At 48.8% G+C, this 14,644-nt stretch carries 13 protein-coding genes; 7 read left to right on the top strand and 6 right to left on the bottom strand.

All coding sequences use genetic code 11. The features are described 5' to 3' along the window. Positions 1-384 precede the first annotated feature (384 nt). Both B5F77_RS00865 and B5F77_RS00860 read left to right on the top strand, forming a co-directional pair. A complete protein-coding gene (locus B5F77_RS00865; RefSeq protein WP_239445694.1) occupies positions 385-1,281 on the top strand; it encodes an ABC transporter substrate-binding protein in 897 nt (298 codons plus the stop codon). After that, positions 1,278-2,657 carry an ATP-binding cassette domain-containing protein gene (locus B5F77_RS00860; protein ID WP_087326216.1) on the top strand — a complete coding sequence of 460 codons (1,380 nt, stop codon included), beginning with the start codon at positions 1,278-1,280 and terminating at the stop codon, positions 2,655-2,657. Before B5F77_RS00865 ends, B5F77_RS00860 begins: the two co-directional genes overlap by 4 nt. Here B5F77_RS00860 and ybaK read toward each other — a convergent pair. Beyond that, positions 2,649-3,128 (bottom strand): Cys-tRNA(Pro) deacylase, encoded by a 480-nt coding sequence (ybaK, locus tag B5F77_RS00855; protein WP_087326214.1) that lies wholly within the window; start codon positions 3,126-3,128, stop codon positions 2,649-2,651. The genes B5F77_RS00860 and ybaK overlap by 9 nt on opposite strands. Before the next feature lie 123 nt (positions 3,129-3,251). Between ybaK and B5F77_RS00850 the strand changes: the two genes are divergently transcribed. Together B5F77_RS00850 and B5F77_RS00845 are read left to right on the top strand one after the other, a co-directional pair. Beyond that, positions 3,252-4,034, top strand: coding sequence for an EFR1 family ferrodoxin (locus B5F77_RS00850; protein ID WP_087326212.1), 783 nt, complete (start codon positions 3,252-3,254; stop codon positions 4,032-4,034). A gap of 8 nt (positions 4,035-4,042) precedes the next feature. Next, positions 4,043-4,501 (top strand): septal ring lytic transglycosylase RlpA family protein, encoded by a 459-nt coding sequence (locus tag B5F77_RS00845; protein WP_087326210.1) that lies wholly within the window; start codon positions 4,043-4,045, stop codon positions 4,499-4,501. Here the strand turns inward: B5F77_RS00845 and B5F77_RS00840 are convergent. The 4 genes from B5F77_RS00840 to B5F77_RS00825 all read right to left on the bottom strand — a co-directional run bounded on the left by B5F77_RS00840 (position 4,462) and on the right by B5F77_RS00825 (position 9,736). Next, complete coding sequence (locus B5F77_RS00840; RefSeq protein ID WP_087326208.1) at positions 4,462-5,331, bottom strand: patatin family protein; 870 nt, start codon at positions 5,329-5,331, stop codon at positions 4,462-4,464. The two genes, B5F77_RS00845 and B5F77_RS00840, sit on opposite strands and share 40 nt — an antisense overlap. 2 nt (positions 5,332-5,333) lie before the next feature. Further along, on the bottom strand, positions 5,334-6,452 hold the full coding sequence (locus tag B5F77_RS00835; RefSeq protein ID WP_087326206.1) for a glutathionylspermidine synthase family protein: 1,119 nt from the start codon (positions 6,450-6,452) through the stop codon (positions 5,334-5,336). Positions 6,453-6,456: 4 nt separating this feature from the next. Further along, positions 6,457-6,804: a hypothetical protein gene (locus tag B5F77_RS00830; protein ID WP_087326293.1), complete on the bottom strand. Its 348-nt coding sequence runs from the start codon at positions 6,802-6,804 to the stop codon at positions 6,457-6,459. Between the two features lie 454 nt (positions 6,805-7,258). Continuing rightward, on the bottom strand, positions 7,259-9,736 hold the full coding sequence (locus tag B5F77_RS00825; RefSeq protein ID WP_087326204.1) for an alpha-L-arabinofuranosidase C-terminal domain-containing protein: 2,478 nt from the start codon (positions 9,734-9,736) through the stop codon (positions 7,259-7,261). A 104-nt stretch (positions 9,737-9,840) separates the two neighbouring features. Between B5F77_RS00825 and B5F77_RS00820 the strand changes: the two genes are divergently transcribed. Together B5F77_RS00820 and B5F77_RS00815 are read left to right on the top strand one after the other, a co-directional pair. Then, complete coding sequence (locus B5F77_RS00820) at positions 9,841-10,173, top strand: 6-carboxytetrahydropterin synthase (protein ID WP_087326202.1); 333 nt, start codon at positions 9,841-9,843, stop codon at positions 10,171-10,173. A 10-nt stretch (positions 10,174-10,183) separates the two neighbouring features. After that, positions 10,184-10,729, top strand: a complete 546-nt coding sequence (locus B5F77_RS00815) for a radical SAM protein (protein ID WP_087326200.1) — start codon at positions 10,184-10,186, stop codon at positions 10,727-10,729. A gap of 93 nt (positions 10,730-10,822) precedes the next feature. Here the strand turns inward: B5F77_RS00815 and B5F77_RS00810 are convergent, their stop codons facing one another. Beyond that, positions 10,823-13,069, bottom strand: a complete 2,247-nt coding sequence (locus B5F77_RS00810; RefSeq protein ID WP_087326198.1) for a GH92 family glycosyl hydrolase — start codon at positions 13,067-13,069, stop codon at positions 10,823-10,825. A gap of 773 nt (positions 13,070-13,842) precedes the next feature. Here B5F77_RS00810 and B5F77_RS15830 point away from each other — a divergent pair. Further along, on the top strand, positions 13,843-14,622 hold the full coding sequence (locus B5F77_RS15830) for a hypothetical protein (RefSeq protein ID WP_204244935.1): 780 nt from the start codon (positions 13,843-13,845) through the stop codon (positions 14,620-14,622). Positions 14,623-14,644 lie beyond the last annotated feature (22 nt).

Here is a 14,644-nt window from a genome sequence, read left to right as displayed (position 1 = left end):
TTCGAATAAGCAAAAGCCTTCATCCCACACGCCGTCTGTTTACACTCGTCTTCAACTTATTTTTTAAATCCCTCATAGAAGTATTATACTCAAGAGTATAGGATACCCTCTTGGAGCACTTTTACGGTCATATTTTTCATTCTCATATCCAGTGAGAGAACAAGGGTAAATTGAAAATCATTTTGTCCGGACGGTCATGTCCATTTCCAACTATTAATTTAATAGAATTTCACACTCCAGTCCTATCGAAAATTTGGAAGACCCGAAAAAGAGCTTTACCTTTGCATCATATGGAAGAGAACGACCTATGAATTTCCTCGAAAACAAAGGAATGAATTCCCCGATTTATAGGTATATCTTCTGACGATTATAGGTATAAAAAGAATGAAATACATTTGGTTATTACTGGGAATGACCTTTATGGGATGCGCTTGGCAACCTAAAGAGGCGAATGAGGAGGCGGTACAGGTATCCGTACTTCGCGGACCGTCAGCCATCGCTTTTGCTCAATGGATGCAGGAAAAACCGCGTCTGGAAGGAAAAGAAATCCGCGTAAAAATACTCGATTCGCCTGAACAGATACAGGCGCAACTCATTCAACATAAAACAGATATAGCTGTATTACCGATGATTACGGCGGCCAACCTGTATAACAAAGGTGTGCATTACTCCCTCTTGGGATGCCCCATTTGGGGAACGCTTTACCTCGTAGGACGGGATAGCATCTCGTCGCCTGTTTACCTTTTTGGAGCAGGTACGACGCCAGACATCTTGACGCGCTACTATCTTCAGCCACAAGGACACTACACCTACAATTACACGTTCGCCACGCCACGCGAAATCCTTTCAGCACTCAGTTCGGCTAAGGTACATACAGCGGTGTTGAGCGAGCCCTTCCTTTCGGTAGCGTTGCATCGTGATACGACGCTTCAGATTTTAGCTGATTTAAACCGTCCAAACGGCCTGAACGTTCCCCAAACAGCTATCCTATGCCGCCAAGAGATGCTCCCCTTGCAAGCTGTCTTAGATAGCCTTTTACATCGTACATGCCAATATGCCAACGAGTTCCCGATGCAGACCATCCGCATATTGGAAAACCGGAAAGTGTTTGGCCGCGAGATGTTGACACCCGAATCGCTCCGCCGATGCCGTATCCAATATATCCCCGCACGTGAAAACCCTGAAGACATTCGTCGCTTCCTCTTGTTGATTCGCGATTTCGATTCACGTGCGCTGGATAGCCGTTTGCCTGATGCTCATTTTATTGCGCAACCCTTATGAAGCGAATGCTCCTTACGCTCCTATCTATCGGACTATTAGGACTCGTCTGGGAGGGAATTGCTTGGTGGGTGAACGAACCTACATGGATGCCTCCACTTGAAAAGTTGCTCCATGCGTTAGGTAAACTTGCGATAGAAAGGGATTTTTATCTATCAATAGGAGTAACTTGCTTTCGCACTTGTCTTGGATTGCTTCTTTCATGCGTAGCTTCGTTTCTGACGGCAGCGACATTGCATCGCTCAGAGACAGGACAAATACTCTTAGCACCCTGGTTAGCCCTGATGCGCTCCGTACCAGTTATTTCCTTTATCTTGCTGGCACTTATCTTTTTGAATGCTGATTTGATTCCGCTTCTCATTGCATTCCTCACGATGTATCCGCTCCTGACGGAAAATTTGCTAAAAGGATTCACCCAACTACGTCCCGAGCGGATGCAGCTGGCTGTTCATTTTCGCCTCAGCCTCTGGAATCGATTGACACAAATCCTTTACCCTCAAATCCGTCCGGCACTCTTTAGCGGGCTCACGTCGGCTATGGGATTCGGATGGCGCGCTATCATTATGGGCGAAGTCCTCTCCCAATGTACGCATGGCATCGGGAGCGAAATGAAGCTCGCACAAGTATTCCTCGATGTACCCAGCGTGATGGCTTGGACATGCGTGGCCATCTTGCTCAGCTGGTTATCCGACAAGTTCATGGCCCGCCTCTCCTCATGCCAACCACCTATACATTATACCACTCATTCCTCAACACCACACCGTCCAGAAAACGAGCAACCAATAATATTCGAAGCAAGCCATCTCTCCTATCGTTTCGGTGTAAAAGATTTTAGTTTCCAATTTCATCCAGGAAAGATTTACGCTCTCTCGGCTCCTTCCGGAGCGGGAAAGACGACGCTTCTCCGCCTCTTGAACGGTACTTATCGCCCCACAGGCGGTACGCTCTTCCCACTTCCCGCATCTATACTTATCTCCAACCTTTACCAAGAACCCACGCTCTTACCCCACCTTACCGCTTCAGAGAATATCTCGTTAGCAAGTGCTTCTCTTTACTCGAAATCTACATGGAAAACGGGTATAGCGACTCTTTTTTCTACCCTCGAACTCACTGGTTTGGAAGACTCATACCCCGAAGCATTAAGCTATGGCCAACAACAACGCGTAGCCTTAGCACGCGCCCTACTCTTCCCTGCCCCTCTTCTTTTAATGGACGAACCTTTCAAAGGATTGGACGTAGCTTTGCGCAGACGTGTCATCAATTTTCTCCTAGCTTGGCAAAAACAAACCAATACCACCATCCTCTTCACCTCGCATAGTGAAGACGAGATACGCGAAATGAAAGCCGAACGCATCCCTTGGCCATCCGCATCAGACTAAATCAGCCTTTTCCGCTTGTGCTTCACGAAGCAAATCAGAGGGAGCCAGGCGAATCTGCAATCCACGTTGGCCAGCACTTACATATATCTGTTCAAACTCCAGCGCACTCGCGTGTACATACGTCGGGAAATGCTTTTTCATACCGATGGGCGAACACCCTCCGCGGATATACCCCGTGAGCGGAAGCAACTCCTTTACATGAATCATCTCGCAACTCTTATTACCCGACACTTTAGCTGCCTTCTTGAGGTCGACCTCCTCTCCTCCCGGAACTACGCACACAAAATACCCTGTCCGGTCGCCCCGCAAAACAAGCGTCTTGAATACTTGCCGGATATCCTCCCCCAATTGCTCCGCTACATGCGTAGCACTCAAGTCGTTTTCATCTACCTCGTAAGGCACCAACGTATACTTCACTTTCGCTTTATCTAAGAGACGAGCGACATTCGTCTTATTGATTTTCTCCTTCATCACTATATCTTTTTCTTTTTATAGTTATTTTTCTTCTGACTTATACCTATAAATCCGTACAAAGATAAGGAGAAAATATCAAAATTCTTTCGTATATTTACGACCTGAAACAAAGAAAAAGATATGATTATTTATTTTTCAGCTACAGGCAATTCGTTTTGGGTGGCGCGCGAATTAAGTATGCGCCTCTCCTTGCCTTATTTCTCTATCCAAGAGGCAAAGAAAATAGCTACTTATGAAATGAAAGCAGACGAGACGTGCATACTCGTGATGCCTATCCACGCATGGGGACCTGCCCTACCGATGCTACGCTTCATCGAAGATTTGGAGATGGATTTCTTCGCGGGGCATCCGCTTTATGCTGTTTGTACATGCGGAGATGATTGCGGATGGGCACATCGCGTCCTCAGGAAAGCATTACATCAGAAAGGGGCAGAACTCCGAGCTACCTTCTCCATCCAGATGCCCAATACGTATATCCTCTTGCCAGGATTCAATGTGGATACGCCTTCCATAGAAAGAGCTAAGCTCGAAGCAGCTCCCACTCGGGTTCGAAGAATCACCGAAATGATACGGAAAGGCGGAAACGACATGCATACGCTTTATCATCCAGGTACTTTTGCTTCGCTCAAGACGAACTTCCTTTACTCTCTCTTTCGACGCCATATATCAGGGAAAACCTCTTTCCAAGCTACCGATGCATGCAATTCCTGTGGATTGTGTGTGCGGATTTGCCCTACCCGAAACATACGGATGAAACCCAAAAACCTCCCGACGTGGGGCAAAGCGTGCGTTCAATGCCTTGCTTGCATCCATCGTTGTCCACGCCGAGCTATCGAATGTGGACATATTACGCAAAAGAAAGGACGATACGTGAATCCATATATCTACAAATCACGCACGTAGATTTCTTTATGAAAACATCTTTACGACACATATTTACGCTACTTTTCGTATGCTTAATCTCCGGGAAGGGATTTGCCCAAGAAGAGGGACTTGCTTCTTATTACCACCATCGATTCCACGGAAAAGTATCAGCAAGCGGTTATGTGCATGATAAATATGACTATGTAGCCGCCCATCGTACCTTACCTTTCGGAACGTATGTTCGTGTGACGAATCTACGGAATCTAAAAAGTGTCATTGTCCAAATCACCGACCGAGGACCGCATCGCCGGAAGCGCATCATCGATGTATCCAAATCAGCGGCCGAAGCCCTTGGATTTGTCCGTCATGGCTTGGCTCATGTACGCATCGAAGTGGTACCTGGTCCGATAGATTTACGTTATCTCGATTTAATGTATCCACGCATGCCTTTTCTTCCGATTGAAAATTATCGGATAAAACCTCCGTTAGCTTTTCCCGAAAGATAAGAGGCTATTTGCGAACCACAGGCATATCCTTCCTCATAAAGCGCTTGTAGTTTAACGACATCTCGCTCTGTCCGCCCTACTTGGATAGGTTTTATCGGGCGAATGGCCAATACCCTTCCTTGCTCTTCCAGGCAATCAATCTCGTCCACCAATCGATTATATGCCCGATAACGCAAACGGAGTCGCTCGCGGATAGCGGGATATTGCCTATAAATAAAAGAAGGAAAATAGAAATCCTTCTCTGGTTTCCGATATCCTTTGTTGCGTGTCAAGACCACGACATTTCGTGTATAGCCCTCTTTCATCGCATGAAATACCGGAACCGAATCGCACACCCCTCCATCTACCATCGGAATTCCATCCACATACGACAATGGGCACATCACGGGCAAAGAGCAAGATGCCTTACACGCATCGAGCAACCTCCGGAAGTCGTGTTTTTCTTCGATATATTCCGCTTTTCCCGTCAAGCAATTGCTCGCCACCATGACGAACCGACCTGGATAAGCTGCGTATGCCTCATAATCGAATGGATAATAACGATCCGGATATTCGTAAAAAAGGAAATCAAGGTCGATATAGCCACGCCCTCGAAACCAATTCTTCCATCCGATATAATTATGCTTCTGAAGTAACTCGATATTGCTGAAATAAGAACGCCCACGTTGGCGGGAAACATACGAAATGCCATTGCTCGCTCCGGCAGAGACTCCTATTACATAAGGGAACCATATCCCTTTATCCATTAAATAATCTAATACCCCGACCGTAAAGATACCTCGCATCCCGCCCCCTTCCAAAACCAATCCTATTTTAGATACCATCTCCATCCTTATATAAAATAATGAGGTACAAAGAGGCTCTGATTGTCTGTGATGCGCGAACGAGTCTCGCGAATGCCAATGCCCGATGCTTCTCCTCCGACAATCCAACTCCCAATGACCGGATAATATCCTTCGAAAGAACGCATATCGACCCTCGCTTGGTAAACGTATTCTCCTTCGCCATAGATGCCCGTGGTCGACTCCAACACCTTCCCATCACGTACCAATGTCACATTTCCTCCTTCACGGGAGAAAACAGGCTTCTGGCAATAATTGCCTCCCAACCGAGTCGGGAAACGATAAGCCGGGAGCAAATAGGGACTCTCCGGAAAAAGACGATAAAGCACCGGAAGCATTGCCTTGTTGCTCATGAGGCTTTTCCACAAAGGCTCCAGAAAAAAACAATTGCTTCGGCATGCTTCCGCATTTTCTTCAAACATCCATTCCCACGGATAGAGTTTGAAGAGGCAATCGATTTCTTCGCCAGCCGGATCAAGCAGGAAATTATGCGTGGCATCGAAATCCACATTGCGGATACTTACTTCGGCAGTCGGGAGTCCTGCTTCTTGTGCGGTCGAAAGCAAATAGCGTAAGGTCGAGGCATCTTCTGCCACTGAAGGATCTCCGGCAAAATAATAACGTCCGCATCCATACGTCGCATGGATATCTCGCCAGCTCTGTACCAAATTCTCGTGAATCAAGTTATATTGGTCTTTGCCTGGGTGTACCTCTTGCATCCATTGCCATTGGATGATAGCGGCTTCCAACAAAGACGTGGGCGTATCGGCATTGAATTCCAACAATTTGGGTGCACCTCCGTCGGATGGAATCGCAAAATCAAAACGTCCATAAAGCGAAAGTTCATCCTCTTCCCACGAAGCTCGGATAGCCTCTTCCATCTCCTCCGGAATCAAAAGCTCGGCAAAGCTTCGGTTTGAAATAATATATTCGGCTGCCTCGCAATACATTTCATAGCACGCACGGGTTGCTTTCTCCAGCTCCTCTACCTCGGAAGCCGTCAAGACATAGGCCGCTTCCTCCGTCCAATAAGCATCGTGGAAATCAAACCCCAATGCCTCTATCCGCGCCTTATAGTCCGGGCGGGGTGTTTCTCGTATTCGTTCCATTTTCTTATGAGCCAAATGAATAAGAACCGCTTCGTTTGCCAAATACACTCTTCTGTACTCCTTTTTGAGCGGAAGTTGGAGTCGCAGAGCGTACCGTTTGTTTTAAATCGGCCGGTGCCGCCACAGGTTGGTTCGCACTATTGAACCACGTACCCTGTTGCGGATAGTAAAAATGCGTCATGCCCATGGGCGACATAATCATCCACCGCATCAACATGGCGTCCCAAATCCAACGATTCTGATGTTCGTCCACATACTCCTCCTTATCTTTCGGATTCTCTGGCAATTGCTTTTGTTCACAAGCAAATAACGCCAGCAACGAAGCTGCGGCAATAAACCATTTTGCATTCATCTTTTTCTCTGTTTCGTCTATTTTTGTTTCTGCAAAGATAACAGATAAATAGGAATGTCCCAAACAAATACCCGCTAATCCCGGCAGGAAAAACTTTGAGCTTCCTTTCATCGTATAAAAAGCGACTCCTTCTTTCCTATTGAAATCCGTATATATTGAATAATAAGTGCTTGATAATTTATATTCTTTTTAATGCATCAGCCCTGAATCAGCCTACCTATTAACCATGCGCCATATCGCGCTCATATTTGCGCTACCTGTCGCAGACTATTGCGCCATATCGCGCATATACTTGCACCAATTGGCGCAAACCTAATAGATAGGCAGTTCTGAGATAAAAAGCAAAGTCTATCCCTCTATCTATAACTATCATGAACTCTATCCATAACGAACAACAGAGTCCATGATAGTTATAAAGAATCTACTTATCGGCATGAAAAGGGAGGATATGTAGCTATTCTTCGCTCAACTTGAATTTCAGGATAGAAACCGAAACAGGAGGAAAAGAATACACTTTCGGGGTACCCATCGGGAAGGTGTACAGACGGCGGACGGGACGAACGCGAGCGGGTTGTTCGAAGCTGTTTTGAGATTCCATATCGCCAGCCAACTCGATGACCTCCACCTCGTTCGACACAGAAAAGCCACGGAAATCCAATTCCGTTTTTTCTTCATGTTGCGTCGTATTCACCACCTTTACATAAAGTACTCGATGCTTGTGGTCGAAGGTAGTAACCGAAGCCAACGAAGGATAAGGGCGCATGAAGGCAGTTTGCACCCTCACGCCATCTACATCGCACAAGATGCTATCGGCACGGCACGTAATGCGGATGTCATACCACCGATTGTTCGAGAAAGGGAAAGGACGTGTGGAAGCCAACGTATCCACCACATTCCCACTTTGATGAAACAAAGAGGCTTGCCCATTCCCCAGCGCGAAGCAGATATAATCCTGTTCCTCGTTCAAACGACCATTATTCCGGACACGGAACTGGACATACTCGCTTCCTTTCGTTCGCCGGATACGAGTAGAAAAGACATAATCTGAAACCGTCGAATCGCCCACCAGGACATAATTCCACCGGTTCGGTATCGGTTCCAACACACCCGGCGAGATATGCCATCCGCCACTCCGGATGCGCCCCTCCACCACCGGTTTGCCATCTATTTCGACCTCTGTCAGTTCATAACAATTATCAAACATATAAACCGACGCCGAACCCCGCGTGATATTAGGGCGCATATAGGTCTGCACCTCCGAAGGAACCACCTCCTCACCCCGGTATTTCCCAAACATTTGCATCACATAATAAGAGGGAGAAGGCACGACGCGATGATTATCAAAGAGAAGCATCGGCCAGCGTGAAGAGGTATAATCCACATGCCCTAACAATGGTGAATAGGCCACACGGCTCATCAAATCCGGATATTGCTCGATGCCGACCAGGAAACAAGCCTCACCAATGGCGGCCGCCATGCTCCGCGCTTCCGAGGATTGCATGTTTCCAAACTCGCCCACAAAAGTATTCTCCCAATCGTGCCGCGTGCGGGCCGTCCCGAATCGTCCGGGATTAGAAAGGAAAAAAGAGTTGCGGGCGTTAAAATGGACATCCCTCCATTCGGAGCGCATCTGCCTTCCTACCAATTTATTGGAAATTACCGTTACCTCCGGGAAATGTTTCCGGATGGCCTCGCGAAAGAGGGCGAAACGCTTGGTGTATTCATGTCCGTAATTCTCGCTCCCTATCTCAACGTATTTCAAATGGAAAGGTTGCGGATGCCCATTCCGTGCACGCAAGGCACCCAATAGGGAATCTGTCGGGTAATTGGCATACCCGATGGCATCGAGCGCATCCTGCACCAAATGATCCATCTCAGTAATCGATTCATAACGAGGGCGGCGCGTCATACTGGTAATACCACTATTCAGAACATAGATAGGCTCGGCACCCAAATCTTCGCAGAGTTGCAAGTATTCATGATACCCCATACCGTTTGTCGTCCCATATCCCCATACGCTCCAAAAATGCTTACGCTGGGCTATATTCCCAACCGTCTCTTTCCAAACAGGATACGTACCCGCCGTATATCCTTCTGCAAAAGCGCCCCCAGGGAAACGAACGAAACGGGGATGGAGGCCGGCAATCGCCTCCATCAAATCGCGCCGCTGGCCATTACTCCGTCCTTTCCAGGTTTCCGGAAAGAGCGAAACCACATCCAACCAAAACACCTGGCTGCTATCGGAAGTTATCGTCAGCATCGCGTGGTCATTATCTTCTGTAGCGGTAAAAGTATGACGGAAGTGCGTCCATTCGTTGCGCGTATGCAATGTGTACACATCGCTCAGGGTTCGTTTTCCCGTCGAATCCATCAAAGCTACTTGCAGGGGTTTAGGCGAAAAGGAAGCCCCTTTGACATAACAAGAGAAATGATAAGGTTCACCTTGCCGAACCGACATCCCTCCTTGGTACCCCTCTGAGGCAACTCCTCCCCGTTCGCTCGAAGAAGAAGCCGAAATAGCTACCCAAAGCGAACGGCGATTTTTTTCATTCAATAACTCTTTCGTGTCGGGGGCCATCCACGTCTGGGGCGAAAGGACACGCCAACCTGGGATGGAATCAGGACGGATAAAGGGCATATCGAACCCATTGGGGGTAGTCAACACATTCCGCCGGCGGTCATACGGGCAATTCAAAGGCGGCACGCCATCCTCGAAACTCCGGTTTTGCACCATTTCGGCATATAATCCTCCATCGATAGCATGATTTATCTCTTCCAGGGTGATGCCATACAAATCAGGGTTCACACGCCGGGTGGAACTTTCGCCATCGATTCGGATGACAGACGTGATGGGCGTTTCTTGTTGGCAAGCCACACACAAGGCTGCCCACAAAACCAACCCGTATTTCGCATATTCTCTTCTCTTGCTCATTCCTCTTCGCTTATTCGGAGTGCAAACTTATACAAATATTCTCATACATCTATGCGCCGAATCATGAAATCAACGTATCTTTGCGCGGAAAATTCAACGAAAGCATGTATACGGTTATTAAAAGATTAGAAATATCGGCATCCCACCGCTTGTGCCTCTCGTACGAAAGCAAATGCACGAACTTGCACGGGCACAACTGGATTATCACCATTTATTGCCGGGCAAAAGAACTCAACGAAGACGGTATGGTGACCGACTTCAGCCATATCAAACGGTCGATAACAGAGGCATTAGACCATAAAAACCTAAACGATGTCTTGCCTTTTAACCCGACGGCCGAGAACATCGCCCGCTGGGTGTGCGACCGAGTCCCGCATTGCTTCAAAGTAGAAGTGCAGGAATCCGAAGGGAATATAGCTATATTTGAGAAAGAATAAAGTTATATTTATGCGTAAAATCAACGAGATTTTCTATAGCCTGCAGGGTGAAGGATTCCATACGGGTACGCCGGCGCTCTTTATTCGCTTTTCGGGTTGTAATCTGAAATGCGCCTTTTGCGATACACCGCACGAGACAGGTGCCTGGATGAGCGACAAAGAAATCATGCAACAAGTAGCCGAATGCCCAGCGCGGACCGTCATCCTCACAGGTGGCGAACCCTCCCTCTGGATTGATGACGCGTTTATCGACCAACTGCACCAACTGGGTAAATACGTTTGCATCGAGACGAACGGTACGCATCGGGTACCGGCATCCATCGATTGGATTACCTGCTCTCCGAAAGGGGTACCCGTCGTATTGGAGCGCATCGACGAGGTGAAGGTCGTTTTTACCGGCGAAGAGGATGTCGAGCCCTATGCCTCTCTTCCTGCTACATACCATTACCTCCAGCCCTGTTCTTGCCGGAACACACAGGAGGTGGTCGATTACATCCTCCGGCATCCTTTCTGGAGACTTAGTTTGCAAACGCACAAGTATATACAAATACAATAATCCATAAAAAGGAGAGGCACGGAGACACAGAGTTTATTTATCTCTCTGCAGCCCCGTGCCTTCATTTAGGAACTATAAGCTCAATTCCGAGGATTATTTCTTCGGTGTCTCGCCCAGTGTATATTCCAACGTACCGGCATTGACCAAATCCTGGTGGGAAATGGTATAGCCCTTCTGTTTTTTACCCCCAACTTTGATTTCCTGGATATAGATGGATTCCGGCGAGGTGTGCTTCGAAGTAATGATCAGGTCGCCCTTCGGGTAATACTTCTTGTCGAGATGAAGTGTCACTTTATCGAATACGGGTGACGTCAACACGTAGTCCGGACTCCCCGGGCACGCCGGATAGAACCCTAACATCGAGAAGATAGCCCACGTAGACATCGTACCGGTATCTTCATTGCCAGGGACACCATTCGGGGCGTTGTGATAACCCGTCTTCAAGATATTGTGTACCTCTTTCTGCGTACGCCAAGCTTCATCCTCATAGTAACTGAATAGATAAGGATAAGCAATATCCGGTTCATTGGCCGGGTCATAGTATTTCTTGTCGAATACCATCTGGAGCTTGTTGACGAACTTCTTCTTGCCACCCATCAACTTGGCCAATCCTTTGACATCATGCGGTACGAAGAAGGTATAATTCCAGGCGTTGCCTTCGTGGAATCCTGGGTTCGGCTCGAAGTTGGCACCCTGCAACGGGTCGAAAGGCGAATAGAACGTACCGTCGGGCAAGATAGGACGGAACGTGCCATAATCTTTGCAATAATAATGTTTGTAACCCATCGAACGTTCGTAAAAGAGCTTCGCGTCTTCCTTCTTCCCAAGTGCCTCGGCAAACTTCGAGAGGTTCCAATCGGCTATGTAATATTCCAGTGCATGGGAAACCGAATTGTCATATTGTTCGCGAAGAGGCACGTAACCCAACGAGTAGTAATCGTTGGCGTCGGGGCGGAGGAGGTTATATTCGCCCGGCGTAGTAGCGCCTTTGCGCATGGCCTCGTAAGCCAATTCCGTATCGAAGTCGCGCAGGCCTTTCATCCAGGCATCGACGATATAGGGTATTGCCGGGTCTCCCTCCATCGTGAAGGTCTCGCGGCTGTAGAGTTCCCACTTCGGGAGCCATCCGTTCTCTTTATACATGTCGAGCATCGTCTGGATGATATCCAACTGGCAGTCCGGATAGAGGAGCGTCATGAGCGAGCTGACGTTGCGGTACGTATCCCAGAGGGAAAAGACCGTGTAGCGGTCTCTGTCCGTGTGTCCCGTTTCGAGCGATTCCATCTTCGGGTATTCGCCGTTCACATCCTGCAAGGCGTTCGGGTGGATAAGAAGATGGTAAAGGCCGGTGTAGAAGATGGACTTCTCGTCGTTCGTCCCGCCTTCTACTTCGATAACCGAGAGGGCATCGTTCCACATCGAGCGGGCGGATTGTTCCACCGCGTCGAACGCAAAACCGGAGATTTCCTGCTCCATGTTCTCGCGGGCATTTTCGATGCTGACATACGAGATACCCATCTTGACGGTGATTTGCTCGTTCGCTTCGGTGTCGTATTTGAACCAAACGCCGATGTCGTCGCCGCTCATCTCGCGGTTGTATTTCGTGTAGAGTTTATACTTGCCGGAGTAGATGTCCCATTCCGCCTCGACGCCTTTCATCTCGCGCTGCTTCTTCCAGTAGCCGCATTCCTTCGGGGCTTTGCTCAACTTCATGACGAAATAGACCGGGAAAACGGCCTGCGGGTTGTAGCAGAAGGTACCGAGGAGTTTGGTGCCCTCGATTTCGGTATCGCTCACGAAACGTACCGTCGCACCGGTCTCGTTCGTCAGCCCTTCGCCTAAGTTCAGGAGGATATTACCCTGTCCGGCGGGGAAGGTGAAACGGCTCAATCCTGTGCGACGCATGGCGGTCGCCTCCGTTTTGATATTATACTTGGTCAGGACATTGCTGTAATAACCGGGACGTGCCACTTCGTCTTTGTATTCGCTGCCGTAAGCCTTGTAGTCGACGTTCAGTTCGCCGGAGGTTGGCATTAGGAGCAGACTGCCCATTTCCGGACATCCGACGCCACTCAAACTTCCATGCGCGAAGCCGGTGAAGAAATGGTTGTCCGACGAGTAGGGCGTAGACCACCACTGGGCGTCCTTGTCGAATTTATTCACATCCGAACCCATTACGTTAAAGGGAACCACGCTCATCATGCCTTGCGGGCAAACGGCGCCAGGATTGGTCGTCCCGAAATTGCTCGTGCCGATAAACGGGTTCACGTAATCGACCGGTTCTTGTGCCCATGCAGCAAGGCTGCCGCATAGCAAAAGTGTCATTAGTTGCTTTCTCATTTGTTATTTGTGTTTAGTATTATTTAATGTAGGGACAAAGATAGTTAAACTCCGGGTTCCACACCAATAGTTTGGGAAGAAATTTTCGTACGACTCTTTTATTTAAATGGGATACCGCAGGCCTCGCTCCGCTTCGACCTATGGCTACCTGAAATTACGCCTCTTCGAGGCATGATATAGGGAATAAAACAGTCCTCAAAGAGGACTTCTGTGCATAGCTGCGGGTCGAAGCGGAGCGAGGCCTGCAGTAGCAAGCGTTCCGAACCGGTTCCCTTAGGACCTACCAGGTGTCCGTTTTTTTAAATGAAAAAACCATGAATTATTCGTAAAATAATAAATGATTCTTTTGGTCGTCTCAAACTATTTGTCTATTTTTGGCCGCGAAACAATGTTTATCATGATGTCTACGTTTTTTAAACATATCGACGTACGGAAGAGCCTGCCTGCAAAGGAAGGGCGAATAGGCTATTTTACCCCCCCCGGTTTTAAGATTCATTAATCTTTTTACAGGGGTATTACCACTCTCCCTCCTTCTCTTTGCCTCGGCTTGCGCCGAAGATCCGGTCATTCCCGAACCTGTTCCTACACCGGAACCTACTCCCGACCCGGAACCGGAACCAGAGCCCGAACCTACACCGGCAGATACGGCAAAGGTCAAGATACTTGCCATACAGCCGGATTGGTCGGAGGCTCTCGCGGAAGCACATATCCCCTCGACATACAACTTGTTCATAGGCGATACCGCTATCATAGCGGATGCGCATCTATTATATATGTATAAGGATTCCACCTCTACGGAACCCTATCCTCTCCTCGCCTACAATTCGCCGGAAGGCATTACGATAGAAAATAACATAGCGGTTATCCACGAAATGCAGGATGGGCTGCGGGCCTCCCTGCCCGATTACCTCTTCGCGGCGGATACCACCGTCGAGGTTTCGGCGGGCGATACGCTCCTTGTCTCGTTGGGGATGCGTCGTTTGGTTGCGCCCATTACCCTCACACTGAACTTTACCGATACGGCTGAGGTGACGAGTGCGGAGGCGACGCTCAGCGGATTAATCCCGGCTCGCCATCTGCCCGATGGCGAGCCGGTAGCGGAAAGTACCCTGCGCTCGGATAGGGGAAGTAGGGCTTGGTTCGATATCGAAGTGCGGCCGGACGGAATGGGCATCGTGATGCGCTTGCGTACCTTTGGCATCCTGCCGGAACTTCACCAGCTACTGCATGTAACCATCACTTTAGCGGATGGGCGTACGCTTGCGTTCGAATCCGACTTGACCGGCAAACTGGACGACTTGGCGCATCTGTCTCCTATCGCCCTGGAGAATACCCTCGACACGGCGAAACCGGAAGAGCCCGAGGAACCAGACGAACCGGAAGAACCGGACGAGCCTGACCCCGAACCAGAGCCGGAGCCGGAACCTACTCCCGACCCGGACCCCGACTGGCCGCCTTACCGTCCGCCACACGACCCGGACATCCCGGCCGACGCCACAGGGTCTATCCACGACTGGACGGTCGTTGCAGGGAATGACGTAGAAGCAAAATAACCCACAAAATAAAATTCACCAT

The organism is Parabacteroides sp. An277 (assembly GCF_002159645.1).
In the GTDB taxonomy this organism is placed as follows: Bacteria; Bacteroidota; Bacteroidia; order Bacteroidales; family Tannerellaceae; genus Parabacteroides.
The sequence above is the reverse complement of the archived record's forward strand: the minus strand, read 5'-3'. Positions and strand labels throughout refer to the sequence as shown.

Coding starts and splice junctions, on each gene's coding strand:
- B5F77_RS00865 (WP_239445694.1), top strand. CDS start 385: ATGAAATACATTTGGTTATTACTGGGAATGACCTTTATGGGATGCGCT.
- B5F77_RS00860 (WP_087326216.1), top strand. CDS start 1,278: ATGAAGCGAATGCTCCTTACGCTCCTATCTATCGGACTATTAGGACTC.
- ybaK (WP_087326214.1), bottom strand. CDS start 3,128: ATGAAGGAGAAAATCAATAAGACGAATGTCGCTCGTCTCTTAGATAAA.
- B5F77_RS00850 (WP_087326212.1), top strand. CDS start 3,252: ATGATTATTTATTTTTCAGCTACAGGCAATTCGTTTTGGGTGGCGCGC.
- B5F77_RS00845 (WP_087326210.1), top strand. CDS start 4,043: ATGAAAACATCTTTACGACACATATTTACGCTACTTTTCGTATGCTTA.
- B5F77_RS00840 (WP_087326208.1), bottom strand. CDS start 5,331: ATGGAGATGGTATCTAAAATAGGATTGGTTTTGGAAGGGGGCGGGATG.
- B5F77_RS00835 (WP_087326206.1), bottom strand. CDS start 6,452: ATGGAACGAATACGAGAAACACCCCGCCCGGACTATAAGGCGCGGATA.
- B5F77_RS00830 (WP_087326293.1), bottom strand. CDS start 6,804: ATGAATGCAAAATGGTTTATTGCCGCAGCTTCGTTGCTGGCGTTATTT.
- B5F77_RS00825 (WP_087326204.1), bottom strand. CDS start 9,736: ATGAGCAAGAGAAGAGAATATGCGAAATACGGGTTGGTTTTGTGGGCA.
- B5F77_RS00820 (WP_087326202.1), top strand. CDS start 9,841: ATGTATACGGTTATTAAAAGATTAGAAATATCGGCATCCCACCGCTTG.
- B5F77_RS00815 (WP_087326200.1), top strand. CDS start 10,184: ATGCGTAAAATCAACGAGATTTTCTATAGCCTGCAGGGTGAAGGATTC.
- B5F77_RS00810 (WP_087326198.1), bottom strand. CDS start 13,069: ATGAGAAAGCAACTAATGACACTTTTGCTATGCGGCAGCCTTGCTGCA.
- B5F77_RS15830 (WP_204244935.1), top strand. CDS start 13,843: ATGTATAAGGATTCCACCTCTACGGAACCCTATCCTCTCCTCGCCTAC.